The 13,570-nt window shown below is 61.5% G+C and carries 13 protein-coding genes; 5 read left to right on the top strand and 8 right to left on the bottom strand.

Translation table 11 applies throughout. The annotated features are described in order from the left end of the window. Window positions 1-22: 22 nt before the first annotated feature. Window positions 23-2,212, bottom strand: coding sequence for a patatin-like phospholipase family protein (locus ACA047_RS08585; protein ID WP_497358401.1), 2,190 nt, complete (start codon window positions 2,210-2,212; stop codon window positions 23-25). Between the two features lie 72 nt (window positions 2,213-2,284). On the opposite strand from ACA047_RS08585, the gene ACA047_RS08590 reads away from it, so the two are divergent. After that, the gene (locus ACA047_RS08590) at window positions 2,285-2,572 is read left to right on the top strand and encodes an Rdx family protein (protein ID WP_497358403.1); all 288 of its coding nucleotides are present in this window, start codon (window positions 2,285-2,287) and stop codon (window positions 2,570-2,572) included. Here the strand turns inward: ACA047_RS08590 and ACA047_RS08595 are convergent. Further along, complete coding sequence (locus tag ACA047_RS08595) at window positions 2,566-3,459, bottom strand: DMT family transporter (protein ID WP_497358405.1); 894 nt, start codon at window positions 3,457-3,459, stop codon at window positions 2,566-2,568. The genes ACA047_RS08590 and ACA047_RS08595 overlap by 7 nt on opposite strands. Window positions 3,460-3,551: 92 nt before the next feature. Continuing rightward, window positions 3,552-4,301 (bottom strand): helix-turn-helix transcriptional regulator, encoded by a 750-nt coding sequence (locus tag ACA047_RS08600; RefSeq protein WP_497358407.1) that lies wholly within the window; start codon window positions 4,299-4,301, stop codon window positions 3,552-3,554. A gap of 146 nt (window positions 4,302-4,447) precedes the next feature. Here ACA047_RS08600 and ACA047_RS08605 point away from each other — a divergent pair, with 146 nt between their 5' ends. After that, the gene (locus ACA047_RS08605) at window positions 4,448-5,266 is read left to right on the top strand and encodes a UDP-2,3-diacylglucosamine diphosphatase (RefSeq protein WP_497358409.1); all 819 of its coding nucleotides are present in this window, start codon (window positions 4,448-4,450) and stop codon (window positions 5,264-5,266) included. A gap of 136 nt (window positions 5,267-5,402) precedes the next feature. Here ACA047_RS08605 and ACA047_RS08610 read toward each other — a convergent pair whose 3' ends face one another. Continuing rightward, entirely contained in the window at window positions 5,403-5,714 is a 312-nt protein-coding gene (locus ACA047_RS08610; RefSeq protein WP_497358411.1) for an Mpo1-like protein, read from the bottom strand. A gap of 160 nt (window positions 5,715-5,874) precedes the next feature. Here ACA047_RS08610 and ACA047_RS08615 point away from each other — a divergent pair, with 160 nt between their 5' ends. Continuing rightward, the gene (locus tag ACA047_RS08615) at window positions 5,875-6,933 is read left to right on the top strand and encodes an AraC family transcriptional regulator (RefSeq protein WP_497358413.1); all 1,059 of its coding nucleotides are present in this window, start codon (window positions 5,875-5,877) and stop codon (window positions 6,931-6,933) included. Here ACA047_RS08615 and ACA047_RS08620 read toward each other — a convergent pair. Then, a complete protein-coding gene (locus ACA047_RS08620) occupies window positions 6,890-8,344 on the bottom strand; it encodes a TrkH family potassium uptake protein (RefSeq protein WP_497358415.1) in 1,455 nt (484 codons plus the stop codon). The genes ACA047_RS08615 and ACA047_RS08620 overlap by 44 nt on opposite strands. Window positions 8,345-8,462: 118 nt before the next feature. Between ACA047_RS08620 and ACA047_RS08625 the strand changes: the two genes are divergently transcribed. Then, window positions 8,463-9,026 (top strand): NAD(P)H nitroreductase, encoded by a 564-nt coding sequence (locus ACA047_RS08625; RefSeq protein WP_497358417.1) that lies wholly within the window; start codon window positions 8,463-8,465, stop codon window positions 9,024-9,026. Between the two features lie 54 nt (window positions 9,027-9,080). Here ACA047_RS08625 and ACA047_RS08630 read toward each other — a convergent pair whose 3' ends face one another. From ACA047_RS08630 to phhA, 3 genes are all read right to left on the bottom strand, one after another. After that, window positions 9,081-10,274, bottom strand: a complete 1,194-nt coding sequence (locus ACA047_RS08630; protein WP_497358419.1) for an amino acid aminotransferase — start codon at window positions 10,272-10,274, stop codon at window positions 9,081-9,083. Beyond that, entirely contained in the window at window positions 10,274-10,630 is a 357-nt protein-coding gene (locus ACA047_RS08635) for a 4a-hydroxytetrahydrobiopterin dehydratase (RefSeq protein WP_003184087.1), read from the bottom strand. Before ACA047_RS08635 ends, ACA047_RS08630 begins: the two co-directional genes overlap by 1 nt. A gap of 98 nt (window positions 10,631-10,728) precedes the next feature. After that, window positions 10,729-11,514 (bottom strand): phenylalanine 4-monooxygenase, encoded by a 786-nt coding sequence (phhA, locus tag ACA047_RS08640; protein ID WP_497358421.1) that lies wholly within the window; start codon window positions 11,512-11,514, stop codon window positions 10,729-10,731. A 291-nt stretch (window positions 11,515-11,805) separates the two neighbouring features. Here phhA and ACA047_RS08645 point away from each other — a divergent pair, with 291 nt between their 5' ends. Then, on the top strand, window positions 11,806-13,365 hold the full coding sequence (locus tag ACA047_RS08645; RefSeq protein ID WP_497358423.1) for a sigma-54-dependent transcriptional regulator: 1,560 nt from the start codon (window positions 11,806-11,808) through the stop codon (window positions 13,363-13,365). The last annotated feature ends 205 nt before the right edge of the window (window positions 13,366-13,570 follow it).

A 13,570-nucleotide genomic window follows, 5' to 3' on the forward strand; every position in this document is an offset into this window, starting at 1 on the left:
AAGTTGCGTTCGTCATGCCCGATCAAAACGTCTGCCCCAAATTCAGATACACCGCCTGCTCATCATCATCGTTAAAGCCATAGCTGAATTTCAGTGGCCCCAGCGGCGTATCAAACCCCAGGAAAATGCTGGCGGCGTTGATGTAGCCGCTGTCGAACTCGTTGTCGTTGTTCCAGGCCCGGCCGCGTTCCAGCGAGCCGCCGATGTACAGCGGAAAGTCCAGCGGCAGGTAGGCCCGCGGCGTGAGCCGGCGGTAATACACCGCGCGCATCAGGCCTATGTTCTGCCCGGATATCCCGTCTTCGCGAAAGCCCGACAACTGCTGCGCACCGCCGAGTACAAAACTTGAAGTCACGACCTCGGCCGTGTCGAGGGTGCGGCCGTAGTGCCCGCCCAGAATGAGCGTATCCGGGCCGCTGCTCAGGGCCTTGTCCAGTTTGAGTTCCCACTGGCGATAACGCTGGTCGGAACCCAACCCCGGTTCGTACTGGCGCCAGTACACACTAATGTCTTCTCCTTCATGGGGAAAATACACGCTGTCGAAGGCGTCAAACGAGTATTTGAGCTCGTAGAAGCTCTCATTGAAGTCCTCGCTGGGCTGGTCGTGATCGCCAATGCGCACATCCGCCTTGCCCCAGTCCTGGCCGACACCGAAACGGATTTCGCCGTTGTTGCCGATCTGGCGGCCCACGTTCAGGCCAAAACCATAGCGCTCGACGCGATACTGGGCCACCGGGTCGCTGTCCAGGATGGACTCCACGTTGCGCGACTCGAATTGCCCATAGGGTGCGATGAAGTAGCGCGAACCGACGTCCAGCGGCTGATAGAACTCGCTGTACAGTTCCTGCTTGCCACCGATCTGCGCGCGGGTCAGCCATTCGGCGCCCAGGCGATTGATGCCGTTGACCCGGTAACTGGCGCCGAGGTTGAAAGCGCTGTCGCCGCGCATGTCGTCCGACAGGCTCAGCCCCAGCCGCAGGTAGTCGGTGCCGGTACGTTTGCCTCGGGCGCTGATCACCAACGTGTGGTCCGGGCCCTTGTGCACCACGCGGTATTGCACTTGTTCGAAGTAGTCCAGGCCGTACAGCGTGCCCATGTCGGTCTGCAAGCGACCCAGGTCCAGCGGTTTGCCGATTTGCTGGCGAATGTAATAGTGAATCACGTCGTCGCCGACTTTCGAGTCGTTCTCCACGCGAATGGCCGTGATGACAGGCGTGCGCTCGCCCGGGGTGCGCGCGGCCATCAGTTCGGGGTCGACCGGTTCGGCGGGACGCAGGCGCGCCAGTCGGGCCTCAAGGATCTGCGTGGCACGGTAACCGGCGTCGATCATTTCCCGGGCCCGGCCGAAGTCGGTGGCGCCGAAGCTGGCCAGGGCCGGTTGGATCAGCAGGTCGTCCTTGCCCAGTGTCGCCAGTTGTTCTTCGGAGTTGCGCCGGGTCATCAGCGTTGTCGACTGGTTCAACACGTCGATCACCGTGACCAGTTGTTTACGGTTGCGCAGTGGCGTGCCGATGTCGACTACGATGGCGACGTCCACGCCCATTTGCCGGGCCACGTCCAGCGGGATGTTGTCGCTCATGCCGCCGTCCACCAGCAACCGGCCGTCCAGTTCCACTGGGGCGAAGACCGCCGGGATCGACATGCTGGCGCGGATGACCTTGGGCAAGTGGCCCTTGCTGAACACCACTTTTTCACCGCTGGCGATGTCGGTCGCCACGGCGCGGAAAGGGATCGGCAATTTGTCGAAGTCCCGGGTGTCGCTGACGTGGGCCAGCAGGCTTTCGAGCAGCAGGGCCAGGTTCTGCCCCTGAATGACGCCCAACGGGAGGCCGAGGCTGCCGTCGTCGCGAAAGCTCAGTTTCTGTTTCACCAGAAAGTCCCGGTCATCCTGCTTACGCCGAAATGGCACGTCCTCGCGTGGCGGGGCGTCGGACAACGCCTGTTGCCAGTCGATGCCCAGGGCGAGTTTTTCCAGTTCGTCGATCTTGTAGCCCGAGGCATACAGCCCGCCGATCACGGCGCCCATGCTGGTGCCGGCAATGGCGTCGATCTTGATGCCTTGTTCTTCCAGGGCCTTGAGCACGCCAATGTGGGCCAGGCCTCGTGCCGCGCCACCGGACAACACCAGGCCGATTTTCGGGCGCGGTGCTTCGATGGCGTGGGCGAACAGGGGCAATAGCAACACAAACAGACAGGGCAGCAGGCGGCGCATCGTCAATCTCGGGGTGGGCAGTCAAAGGCGGGTATTATAGCGATGCCTTCGAACCCAGGAGTTCACCCGCAAATGACCGAGCACAAACCGGAAGTCGTCATCACGTATTGCACCCAGTGCCAATGGCTGCTGCGCGCCGCCTGGCTGGCCCAGGAACTGCTCAGCACCTTCAGCGACGACCTGGGCAAAGTGTCTTTGGTACCCGGCACCGGCGGGGTGTTTCATATCAGTTGCGACGGTACGCAGATCTGGGAGCGCAAGGCCGATGGCGGTTTTCCAGAGGCCAAGGTCCTCAAGCAGCGGGTCCGCGACCGGATCGACCCGGAGCGGGACCTGGGCCACAACGACCGGACTCAGTGAGACGCGGCTTCGACGGCCACACCCGGTTTCTTCGAGCCGCCGCCCAGTTGGCTCGACACTACGATCGCAACGATGATCACCACGCCGCCCAGGAGCATGCGCGGGGTTGGGTTTTCATCGAACAGCAGCCAGGCCATGGTAATGCCGTAGACCGGCTCCAGGGTGAAGACCACCGCGGCGGTGCGGGCCTTGATCACCGCCAGGCTGGCGACGAACAGGCTGTGGGCCAGGCCGGTGCAGAACACCCCCAGCAGGCCGATCCATAGCCAGTCGATAGGGCGCACGGCGCTCAGTTGCGGCGCGGCCATTGGCAGCAGGCACAACCCCACCACCACGTTTTGGCACAGCGCGGCCTGCACCGGTGGCACGTGCGCGGAGCCGGCGCGGTTGGTCAGTGACAGCAGGGAAAACAGCAGCCCCGAAGCCACAGCCCACAGCAGGCCGGTGGTGGCGCCGCTGGCCAGGTCGAAGTCCGGCGTAACCAGCACCAGGCCGATGCTCACCAGCAGCACCAACAGGATTTCATTGGCGCGAATCCGCTCGCGGAAAATCAGCCCCTCGAGCAACACCGTGAAGGCCGGGAAACTGGCGAACCCCAGGGTGGCGATCGCGACCCCGGCGATTTTCACCGAAATGAAGAAGCTCACCCAGTGCCCGGTCAACAACAATCCACCGAGCAGTAAACGCCGGCCGTCCTGCGCCCGCAGTTTCTGCCAGCGGGTTTTGCTGGCGAACCGGGCAAAAAACGCCAGGGCCAGCACGGCGAATACGGCGCGACCGAACACGATGACCGTCGGCGAGGCGGCGGCGAGCTTGCCGAATACACCGGTCAGACCAAACATGAGTGCGCCAATGTGCAGGGCGCCCAAGGCAGTACGGGGAGTCATTGCGGTCCTTGTTCAACGGTTGAGCATCAGGGTATTGAACCCCTTGTCGGCCGTTTTTGTCTGTCGCGATCCTAGCGATTTCTAGCGCGAGTCTAGCGTTGACGCCGCAGCTTGCCCGGTGAGGTGCCGAATTCGCGCAGCACCGCGGCGGCGAAGGCGCTCTGGGAACTGTAGCCGACCCGATGGGCGATCTCACCAATGGGCAGCTCCGAATCGCGCAGTAGCGCTACGGCTTTGTGCAAGCGGCGGCTGCGGATGTAATCCATCGGGGTTTGCCCACATTCGGTGACGAAGCGTGCATGCAGGCGGGCGCTGGAGAGCCCGGCGACCTGCGCCAGGTCCGCCACTTGCAGGGGATAGGCGGCGTACTGGTCGATGTGGGCGTTGAGCGCGGCGTAGGGCAGGCGCCGGCCGCCGACCGTTTCGTGGCGAGCGCCATTGAGGCTGGCCAGAAGCAGCACCGCGCCTTGCTGGGCGATCACCGGGTCGTCCACCGGGCTGCCCGCCAGCCAACTGACCAACTGGCTTTGCCCGGCATCCAGGGGCAGGCGAGCGGCGTTGTCCAGCAATCGGCGACTGGTGTCAGCGTGATCGCCCAGGCATTGCCCGACCCAGTCATCGCTCGGCACATCCAGCACCAGGCACCGGCTGCCATGGGGGCTACCGCAGGCGTGATGGGCACCGGACGGCACCACCACGAAACTCTGCTGCACCACCTGGCTGCCGTAACCTTCGACCTCGAAATCCAGCAAGCCGGACAAGCCGAACACCAGTTGGGCATGGTCATGGCTGTGGACGATCAAGTCGTGGCTGTAGTGGCGTAGCGTGAGGATCGGTCTCATCGCGGTCTCCCGGGGCAGGCCCTCAGTCTACACCGGTCTACACCGAGGGCGCGGCGGCTCGCGTTGTCATGTAATCGACTTGTGTTTGTCATGGGCCATTAACCGCTGGGGTGCACAGTGGGAAAAACGATCAGAGGGGGTTGCCCATGACCAGCGCCGAGCTCGCCAGACCCAACCGCAAACAGCGTGTTCGTACCCTGTGGATTTCCGATGTGCATCTGGGCACCCGGGATTGCCAGGCGGAGCACTTGTCGCAATTTCTCAAGGGCTACCACGCCGACAAGATCTACTTGGTGGGCGACATCATCGACGGCTGGAAGCTGCGCAGCGGCATGTATTGGCCCCAGGCGCACACCAACGTCATTCGCCGCTTGCTGACCATGAGCAAGCGCGGCACCGAGGTGATCTACGTCACCGGCAATCATGACGAATTCCTGCGGCGTTATTCGAAGCTGATCCTGGGCAATATCCAGTTGGTGGATGAGGCGGTGCACGTCACCGCCGACGGTCGGCACCTGTTGGTGATCCATGGCGATCAGTTCGACGTCATCACCCGTTATCACCGCTGGCTGGCGTTCCTCGGGGACTCGGCCTACGAGTTCACCCTCACGCTGAACCGCTGGCTCAACCATTGGCGGGCCCGTTATGGCTACGGTTACTGGTCGCTATCGGCGTACCTCAAGCACAAAGTCAAAACCGCCGTCAGTTTCATCAGTGATTTCGAAGAAGCCATCGCCCATGAATGCGTGAAGCGCGAGCTGCACGGTGTGGTGTGCGGGCATATTCACCACGCCGAGATCCGCAAGGTGGGCGAGGTGGAGTACCTCAATTGTGGCGATTGGGTTGAGTCGTGCACGGCGTTGATCGAGCATTGGGATGGGTCGATCGAGTTGTATCGGTTGGCGGAGGCTCAGGCGCGGGAGGCATTGATCAAGGCTGAGTTGAAAGTGACTGAGCCGGTGTAGGCCGGTCTGACACCCTCTTAAGGAAACACACATACCGTGGCGAGGGAGCTTGCTCCCGCTGACTGCGCAGCAGCCCAAATCAGGGCCGCTTCTCGCCCAACGGGAGCAAGCTCCCTCGCCACGCTTTTTTCAATACCTAGAACGCAACCTTGCCCAGCATCATGTCGCGGTACATGACGAAATCACCGAGCAAGCTGTAGAACGGATGCTGGAAGGTGGCGGGACGGTTCTTTTCGAAGAAGAAGTGCCCGACCCAGGCGAAGCCGTAACCGGCGACAGGCAGGGCGATGAACCACGACCAAGTACCGGCGACGAGCGCCAGGGCGAAAATAAGAATAACCAGGGAAGTGCCGATGAAGTGCAATCGTCGGCAGGTGCTGTTGTTGTGTTCGTTGAGGTAATACGGGTAGAACTCAGCGAACGTGTTGAATCGTTTGGTGTTTTCCACGACTTCGGGCTCTGCGGTTATTGTTGTGGTTATTGTTGTGTACAACGGTTTGATTGAAGTCTAGAGGGATCATTTGTAACGGCCAGTGACAATGGGCGCCACTTTAGTATCCTTCGCAAATCCAGCCGCACCCTGCGGCTCGTCATGCAAGTAAAACGTCATGAACGAACGAACGACTTCTTCAAGCTGGGCGATGGGGATCGTCAAGGCGTTGGAAATGGACGGCCTGGATTGTCGGGTGTTGTTCAAGCAGTTGGGGCTGGACTTTGATGCGTTGGATGATCCTGATGCGCGCTTCCCCCAGGATTCGATGACGCTGCTCTGGCAACGGGCGGTAGAGTTGTCGGGCAACCCCGCCATCGGCCTGAACATGGGCAAAGTGGTGCGCCCAGCGTCGTTCCATGTGGTGGGTTACGCGTTGATGTCCAGCCGTACGCTGGTGGAAGGTTTCCAGCGGCTGGTGCGGTATCAGCGGATCATTGCCGAAAGCGCCGACTTGAGCTTTCGCCTGCTGGACGATGGCTACGGGCTGATTCTGACGGTGCATGGCGACCATATCCCACCCACACGGCAAAGTGCCGAAGCGTCCCTGGCCTGTGCGCTGGCCATGTCCAATTGGCTGACCGGGCGCACCCTGCACCCGGTGAAAGTGTTGTTGCAAGGCGCCGAACCTGCGGACCTGGCACCTTATCAACAAGTGTTCGCTGCGCCTTTGCAATTCGGTGCTCCCTATGACGCGCTGATCTTCGAACGGGCCGACATGGAAGCACCGCTGCCCACGGCCAACGAGGCGATGGCGCTGCTCCACGACCGATTTGCCGGTGAGTACCTGGCGCGTTTTTCGGAAAGCCGTGTGACCCACAAGGCGCGACAGGTGCTGTGCCGGCTGCTGCCTCAGGGCGAGCCCAAGCGGGACGTGGTGGCGCAGAGGCTGCACCTGTCCCAACGCACCTTGCAGCGGCGCCTGCAGGAAGAGGGCACCAGTTTCCAGAGCCTGTTGGACGACACCCGTCGTGAACTGGCCGAGCAGTACCTGACGCAGCCGGCCATGACGTTGCTGGAAATCGCCTATCTGTTGGGTTTTGCCGACCCGAGCAATTTTTTCCGGGCCTTTCGCCGCTGGTTCGACACCACGCCCGGCGAGTACCGGGCACGGGCGAGTGCAGCCAAACCGGTCAGTGACGCCAGAACGCCGGGATACACAACACGAACACCGTGATGATCTCCAGTCGGCCCAGCAGCATGCCAGCCGAGAGGATCCACTTGGCCGCATCCGGCAGCGGTGCAAAGTTGCCGGCCGGGCCGATGGTCTCCCCCAGCCCCGGGCCGACGCCGGACACGGTACTGGCCGCGCCGGTCAGCGCAGTCATCCATTCCACGCCCAGCAGCGACAGCAACAGGGCGATCACGCAGATGGTGATGGCGAAGAAGAATGAGAACGTCAGAATCGAGCGCACGATTTCTTCGTCGAGGCGGTGACCGTTGTATTTCTGCTTGATCACCGCGCGTGGGTGGATCAATTGATTGAGGTTGGCCCTGAGCAGGATGTAAGCGACCTGGAAGCGGAAGATCTTGATCCCGCCGGCCGTGGAGCCCGAACAGCCGCCGACGAACCCCAGATAAAAGAACAGCATCAGTGAGAAATTGCCCCACAGGCTGTAGTCCCCCAGGGCAAAACCGGTGGTGGTAACGATCGACGTCACGTTCAGCGCCACGTGCCGCAGCGCGTCCAGCCAATGCAGGTCGGTGGTCGCCCAATACCAGGTGCCGAGCACCAGCCAGGTCACCAACAGCACCGCTATAAACCCTTGAACCTGTTGGTCCTTGATCAGCGCCCGACGATTGCCCCGCAACATCGAGACGTACAGGGCAAACGGCAGGCTGCCAAGGATCATGATCACGATGGCGACCCAATGCACCGCCGGTTCAGGCCATTTGGCCAGGGACAGGTCCGAGGTGGAAAAACCGCCGGTGGAGATCGCCGACATCGAGTGATTGATGGCATCGAACGGGCTCATCCCGGCCCACCAGAGCGCCAGGGTGCCGAGAATGGTGATGCCCACGTAGGACGCCACGATCAGCCGCGCCACCATGTGGGAGCGGGGCATGACTTTTTCCGAGCGGTCCGATGATTCGGTCTGGAACAGCCGCATGCCACCGATGCGCAACAGCGGCAGGATCGCCACCGCCATGGCGATGAACCCGATACCGCCGAGCCAGTGCAGCAGCGAACGCCACATCAGGATGCCGGGGGACATGGTGTCCAGGCCGCTCAGGACCGTGGCGCCGGTGGCCGTGATCCCCGACATGCTTTCAAAAAACGAATCCGTATAGCTGATGCGCTGGGTCAGCAAAAAAGGCAACGCGGCAAAGATACACACCACCAGCCAACTGCTGACGGTCAGCAGGTACATGTCTCGCGGGCGCAGATTCACGTGTTCCGGGCGCCCGGGAAGAATCAGGGCCAGACCGGCGACGAAAGTGATCATGCTCGACCAGAGGAACGACGGCAGGTCGCGGGTGCGCTCGAAGATCAGCAAGGTGACCATGGGCACGACCATGAAGATCGCCAGGGTGATCAGGAAGATGCCGATGATGAAACCAATGATTCGCAGGGTCGGCAACGCCATGAAGTCCGCTCGGGCTGAAAGGGAAGGGCGCCATTCTACCCGCGACACTCGGCATGTAAACCGGCAGCCGGCGGCGCTTCCCGTTAGAATAGCCAAACATTTTTTCAGGAGGTGGCCGATGCAGGCTCTCGACGCTTTGCTCAACCGTGTTTCCGTTCCGCGCCTGGTGGAGCCGGCGCCCACCGCTGAACAGCGCGAGGTTATGTTCGCCGCTGCGATGCGGGCTCCGGATCACGGCCAGTTGCGGCCATGGCGTTTTCTGACGGTCGAAGGGCAAGCGCGTCATCGCATGGGCGAACTCCTGGCCGAAGCGGCCCGGCTCAATGACCCGCAGGTGCCCGACGCGGTCGTGGAAAAGGCCCTCAATGGTCCGTTGCGCGCGCCTCTGGTCGTGGTGGTGATTGCTCGCTTGCAGGACCATTTCAAAGTCCCGAAAGCCGAGCAACTGTTGGCGGCCGGCTGCGCGGCCCACGGGATTCTGTTGGCGGCTTATGCACAGGGCATTGGCGGGGTGTGGCGTACGGGTGAACTGTCGTACTCGCCTCATGTGGCCAAGGGGCTTGGTCTTGAGGAAGGGGAAGAGGTGATTGGCTTCCTCTACCTGGGCACACCGCAGAAAGAAGCGCGTACGGCTGCGAAGGTACAAGCCGCGGAGTTTGTCAGCGAGTGGACAGGCCTGTAGGAATAGGTCTGGCGCAGCTTTTGTGGCGAGGGGATAAATCCCCTCGCCACACATTTATCTGCAAACCTCAGCAATCGCCTCCGCCAGCAGGTCCAGGCGCGTGGCATCGATGCCCGCCACGTTAGCCCGCCCCGTGCCCACCATGTACACGCTGTGGCGCTCGCGCAGGTGCTTGACCTGATCCGGCGTCAGGCCGGTGTAGGAGAACATCCCGCGTTGCACGCCGATGTGGGCGAAGCGCTCTCGCAAGCCATGGGGTTCGAGGGCTTCCAGCAGGCCGCTGCGCAATTGGGCGATGCGCAGGCGCATGGTCTGTACTTCGTCGGCCCACAGGCTTTTGAGTTCCGGGTTGCCCAGGATCGTCGCCACCACTGCCGCGCCATGGTCTGGCGGCGTCGACCACAGGTTGCGGGCGATGTTTGCCAGTTGGCTGCGAATGTCCAGCAGCTTGTCGGCATCGCGGGCGCAGACGATCAGCGCACCGGTGCGGTCGCAATACAGACCGAAGTTCTTCGAGCAGGAACTGGTGACCAGCACTTCAGGCAATGCCTGGGCAAACAGTCGAACCGCCCAAGCGTCCTGCTCCAGCCCATCCCCGAAGCCTTGATAAGCGAAGTCGATCAACGGCAACAGGTCGCGGCTGCGCACCACCTCCAACACCTGGCGCCATTGATCATGGGACAGGTCGAAACCGGTGGGGTTGTGGCAGCAGGCGTGCAGCAGCACCACGTCGCCTTTGGGCGCCTGGCTCAGGGTTGCCAGCATTGCCTCGAAGTCCAGGCGATTGTCGGCGCCCACGTAGGGGTAATGACTGGCCTTGACGCCGGCAGCGGCGAAGATGGTTTCGTGAATTGGCCAGGTCGGGTTGCTCAACCATACGCCACGGCCCGGCAGGCACTGGGCGATGAAGTCGGCACTCAGGCGCAGGGCGCCGGTGCCGCCCGGGGTCTGGGTGGCGCCGGCGCGTTTTTCTGCAATCAGCGTTGAGTCGGCGCCCAGCACCAGCTCATTGATCAACTGGCCGAAAGCGGCGTCGCCATGACCGCCAATGTAGGTCTTGGTGGTCTGGCGATCCACCAGACGCTGCTCGGCCTGTTTTACCGACTGAAGAATCGGCGTCAGGCCCTGGGCGTCTTTATAGACGCCCACGCCCAGGTCGAACTTGCTCGGATTACTGTCCACCCGGTAGGCGTCCATCAGGCCGAGGATCGGGTCGCCGGGCACCCGGCCGATGGCATCGAAATGCATTATTTGCGGCCCTCGGCGGTCTTGGCCACGTCATCGGTGCGGGCGGCCATGATGAAGTCGTTGCGGTGCAGGCCCTTGATGGAGTGGCTCCACCAGGTCACGGTGACTTTGCCCCATTCGGTGAGCAGGCCAGGGTGGTGACCTTCGGCCTCGGAGATTTCACCGACCGCGTTGGTGAACGCCAGGGCGTGCTTGAAATTCTTGAACAGGAAAACTTTTTCCAGCTGCATCACGCCGTCGCGCACTTCGATGTTCCAGTCCGGGATCTGCTTGATCAGTACTGGCAGTTCTTCGTCGCTGACTTGCGGGGCGTCGGCGCGGCAGGCTTCGCAATGGGCTTGGTTCAGAGTGTTCATGGTGTGTTCCTGGATCGAATAGGTGAAAACGTCGATGCACCCACGCTAAAGCAAAGCTGCGCTGTGCAACAGACTCAATTAAGGTCAAAAGTCGCGGTTCACGCAGCTTTTGGCGGAAATTTCGGTGCGTGCAAGCCCAGTTCGCGACCGCGCTTGACCATGCCCATGATGTCTTCGTGGGCCAGGTCGAACAGGCGTTTGAGTTCGGGCAGCACGAAATACAAGGGCTGCAGGATGTCGATGCGATACGGCGTGCGCATGGCTTCCAGCGGATCGAAGGCTTGATGCTCCGGTTCGTCGGACAGGCAGTACACGGTTTCCTTGGGCGAAGACAGGATGCCGCCACCGTAGATGCGCCGGCCTTGAGGGGTGTCCACCAGGCCGAACTCGATGGTCATCCAGTACAGGCGCGCCAGGTAGACGCGTTCTTCCTTGGAAGCCTGTAGGCCGAGTTTGCCGTAGGTGTGGGTGAATTCGGCAAACCAGGGATTGGTCAGCAGCGGACAGTGGCCGAAGATCTCGTGGAAAATATCCGGCTCTTGCAGGTAATCCAGTTCTTCACGGGTACGAATGAAGGTCGCGACTGGAAACTGTTTGCTGGCGAGTAATTCGAAGAAGGTCTGGAAGGGAATCAGCGCCGGTACCCGGGCGACTTGCCAGCCCGTGGTCTCGCCGAGCACTTTGTTGATCTCACCCAACTGCGGGATGCGGTCGTGGGGCAGGCCAAGCTTGTCGATGCCGTCCAGGTATTCCTGGCAAGCACGGCCTTCGATGACTTTCAGCTGGCGGGTGATCAGCGTATTCCACACCGCATGTTCTTCGGCGGGGTAGTGGATAAAACCTTGCGCATCGGGCTCGCGGGCCACGTACTGCGTCTGCTTCATGCTGCTCTCCTGCTGATTTCCCTCAAGGGAAGGCGTGTTGTTGTTATGTCCAGCGATGCATTAGAGATAACCCGAGGCAGGCGTGTGCGCAGTAGACAAGCGGTGTTCCATAAGGCCGACGGATCGGAGTTTCGTAAAGTTTTCGTTACGGATTGGGTGGCTATCCCGCGCTGTAGCGATTTTCAGGTGGGAATCGGCCTACAGCTGTCACATAATCTTGACGATTATTTATGCGCTCAGGCAGAAAAACGCCGGACGTGCCTCTCTCTTTAATACGCATCGGGCCTTTTTATGCGCATCAAAGTCCATTGCCAGAACCGCATCGGCATCCTGCGAGACATCCTCAACCTGCTCATGGAATACGGCATCAACGTCGCCCGCGGCGAAGTGGGTGGCGAGCATGGCAATGCGATTTACCTGCACTGCCCGAACCTGATCAATATTCAGTTTCAGGCGTTGCGTCCGAAATTCGAAGGCATTGCCGGGGTGTTCGGCGTCAAGCGCGTAGGGCTGATGCCCAGCGAACGTCGGCATATGGAGCTCAATGCGCTGCTCGGCGCCCTGGAGTTTCCGGTGTTGTCCATCGACATGGGCGGCTCCATCGTCGCGGCCAATCGGGCGGCGGCGCAGTTGCTCGGGGTGCGGGTGGACGAGGTGCCGGGGATTCCCCTGTCCCGGTATGCCGAGGATTTCGACCTGCCGGAACTGGTTCGCGCCAACCAGTCGCGCATCAACGGGCTAAGGGTCAAGGTCAAGGGTGATGTGTTTTTGGCCGATATCGCCCCGCTGCAATCGGAGCACGACGACAGCGAGGCCATGGCCGGGGCGGTACTGACGCTGCATCGGGCTGACCGGGTGGGCGAGCGTATCTATAACGTGCGCAAGCAGGAACTGCGTGGTTTCGACAGTATTTTCCAGAGTTCGAAGGTGATGGCGGCGGTGGTTCGGGAGGCCCGGCGCATGGCGCCGCTGGATGCGCCGCTGTTGATAGAAGGCGAAACCGGCACCGGCAAGGAATTGCTGGCCCGCGCCTGTCACCTGGCGAGCCCGCGGGGGCAATCACCGCTGATGGCGCTCAACTGTGCCGGGCTGCCGGAGTCCATGGCCGAGACCGAACTGTTTGGCTACGGCCCCGGAGCGTTCGAAGGCGCTCGTGCGGAAGGTAAGCTCGGTCTGCTGGAGTTGACGTCCGGGGGAACGCTGTTTCTCGACGGAGTCGGGGAAATGAGCCCGCGCTTGCAGGTGAAACTGCTGCGCTTTTTGCAGGACGGTTGCTTCCGTCGTGTAGGCAGTGATGAAGAGGTGTACCTGGACGTCCGGGTGATTTGCGCAACCCAGGTCGACTTGTCCGAGCTCTGCGCCCGGGGGGAATTCCGTCAGGATTTGTACCACCGCCTGAACGTGCTTTCCCTGCACATACCGCCGTTGCGCGAATGCCTCGATGGCCTGACGCCGTTGGTGGAGCATTTTCTTGACCAGGCCAGTCGCCAGATTGGCTGTCCACTGCCGAAACTGGCCCCGGCGGCGATGGACCGCCTCAGTCACTACCACTGGCCGGGCAACGTCCGACAACTGGAAAACGTGCTGTTCCAGGCCGTTTCCCTGTGCGACGGCGGGACGGTGAAGGCCGAGCACATTCGCCTGCCAGACTACGGCGTGCGCCAACCCCTTGGCGATTTTTCCCTTGAGGGTGGACTGGACGAAATCGTCGGGCGTTTCGAGAAAGCGGTGCTGGAGCGCCTGTACTCCGAACACCCCAGCAGCCGGCAACTGGGCAAGCGATTGGGGGTTTCCCATACCACCATTGCCAACAAGTTGCGCGAGTATGAAGTGGGCAAGGACCCCGCCTGAGCTGTCGCCGTGGTGCTCCCTCGCCACAGGGGATCGTGCCAGGTGTCATAGGCCGGTACTTGCCGTAAGCGGCACAACACCGCCGGTTTTTCGTCTTCGATACATTTCAAAAATCCCTCCAGATCCCTTAAGTCCTTTGTTTACAAGGCCCTGCGGCGCCAGAAAAAAGTTGGTCTGCAAATTGCTTATGGCTCAGCAGTACAGC

Source organism: Pseudomonas sp. LBUM1664 (assembly GCF_059695895.1).

Coding starts and splice junctions, on each gene's coding strand:
- ACA047_RS08635 (WP_003184087.1), bottom strand. CDS start 10,630: ATGAACACTCTGAACCAAGCCCATTGCGAAGCCTGCCGCGCCGACGCC.
- ACA047_RS08630 (WP_497358419.1), bottom strand. CDS start 10,274: ATGCATTTCGATGCCATCGGCCGGGTGCCCGGCGACCCGATCCTCGGC.
- phhA (WP_497358421.1), bottom strand. CDS start 11,514: ATGAAGCAGACGCAGTACGTGGCCCGCGAGCCCGATGCGCAAGGTTTT.
- ACA047_RS08605 (WP_497358409.1), top strand. CDS start 4,448: ATGACCAGCGCCGAGCTCGCCAGACCCAACCGCAAACAGCGTGTTCGT.
- ACA047_RS08590 (WP_497358403.1), top strand. CDS start 2,285: ATGACCGAGCACAAACCGGAAGTCGTCATCACGTATTGCACCCAGTGC.
- ACA047_RS08595 (WP_497358405.1), bottom strand. CDS start 3,459: ATGACTCCCCGTACTGCCTTGGGCGCCCTGCACATTGGCGCACTCATG.
- ACA047_RS08625 (WP_497358417.1), top strand. CDS start 8,463: ATGCAGGCTCTCGACGCTTTGCTCAACCGTGTTTCCGTTCCGCGCCTG.
- ACA047_RS08585 (WP_497358401.1), bottom strand. CDS start 2,212: ATGCGCCGCCTGCTGCCCTGTCTGTTTGTGTTGCTATTGCCCCTGTTC.
- ACA047_RS08615 (WP_497358413.1), top strand. CDS start 5,875: ATGAACGAACGAACGACTTCTTCAAGCTGGGCGATGGGGATCGTCAAG.
- ACA047_RS08620 (WP_497358415.1), bottom strand. CDS start 8,344: ATGGCGTTGCCGACCCTGCGAATCATTGGTTTCATCATCGGCATCTTC.
- ACA047_RS08600 (WP_497358407.1), bottom strand. CDS start 4,301: ATGAGACCGATCCTCACGCTACGCCACTACAGCCACGACTTGATCGTC.
- ACA047_RS08645 (WP_497358423.1), top strand. CDS start 11,806: ATGCGCATCAAAGTCCATTGCCAGAACCGCATCGGCATCCTGCGAGAC.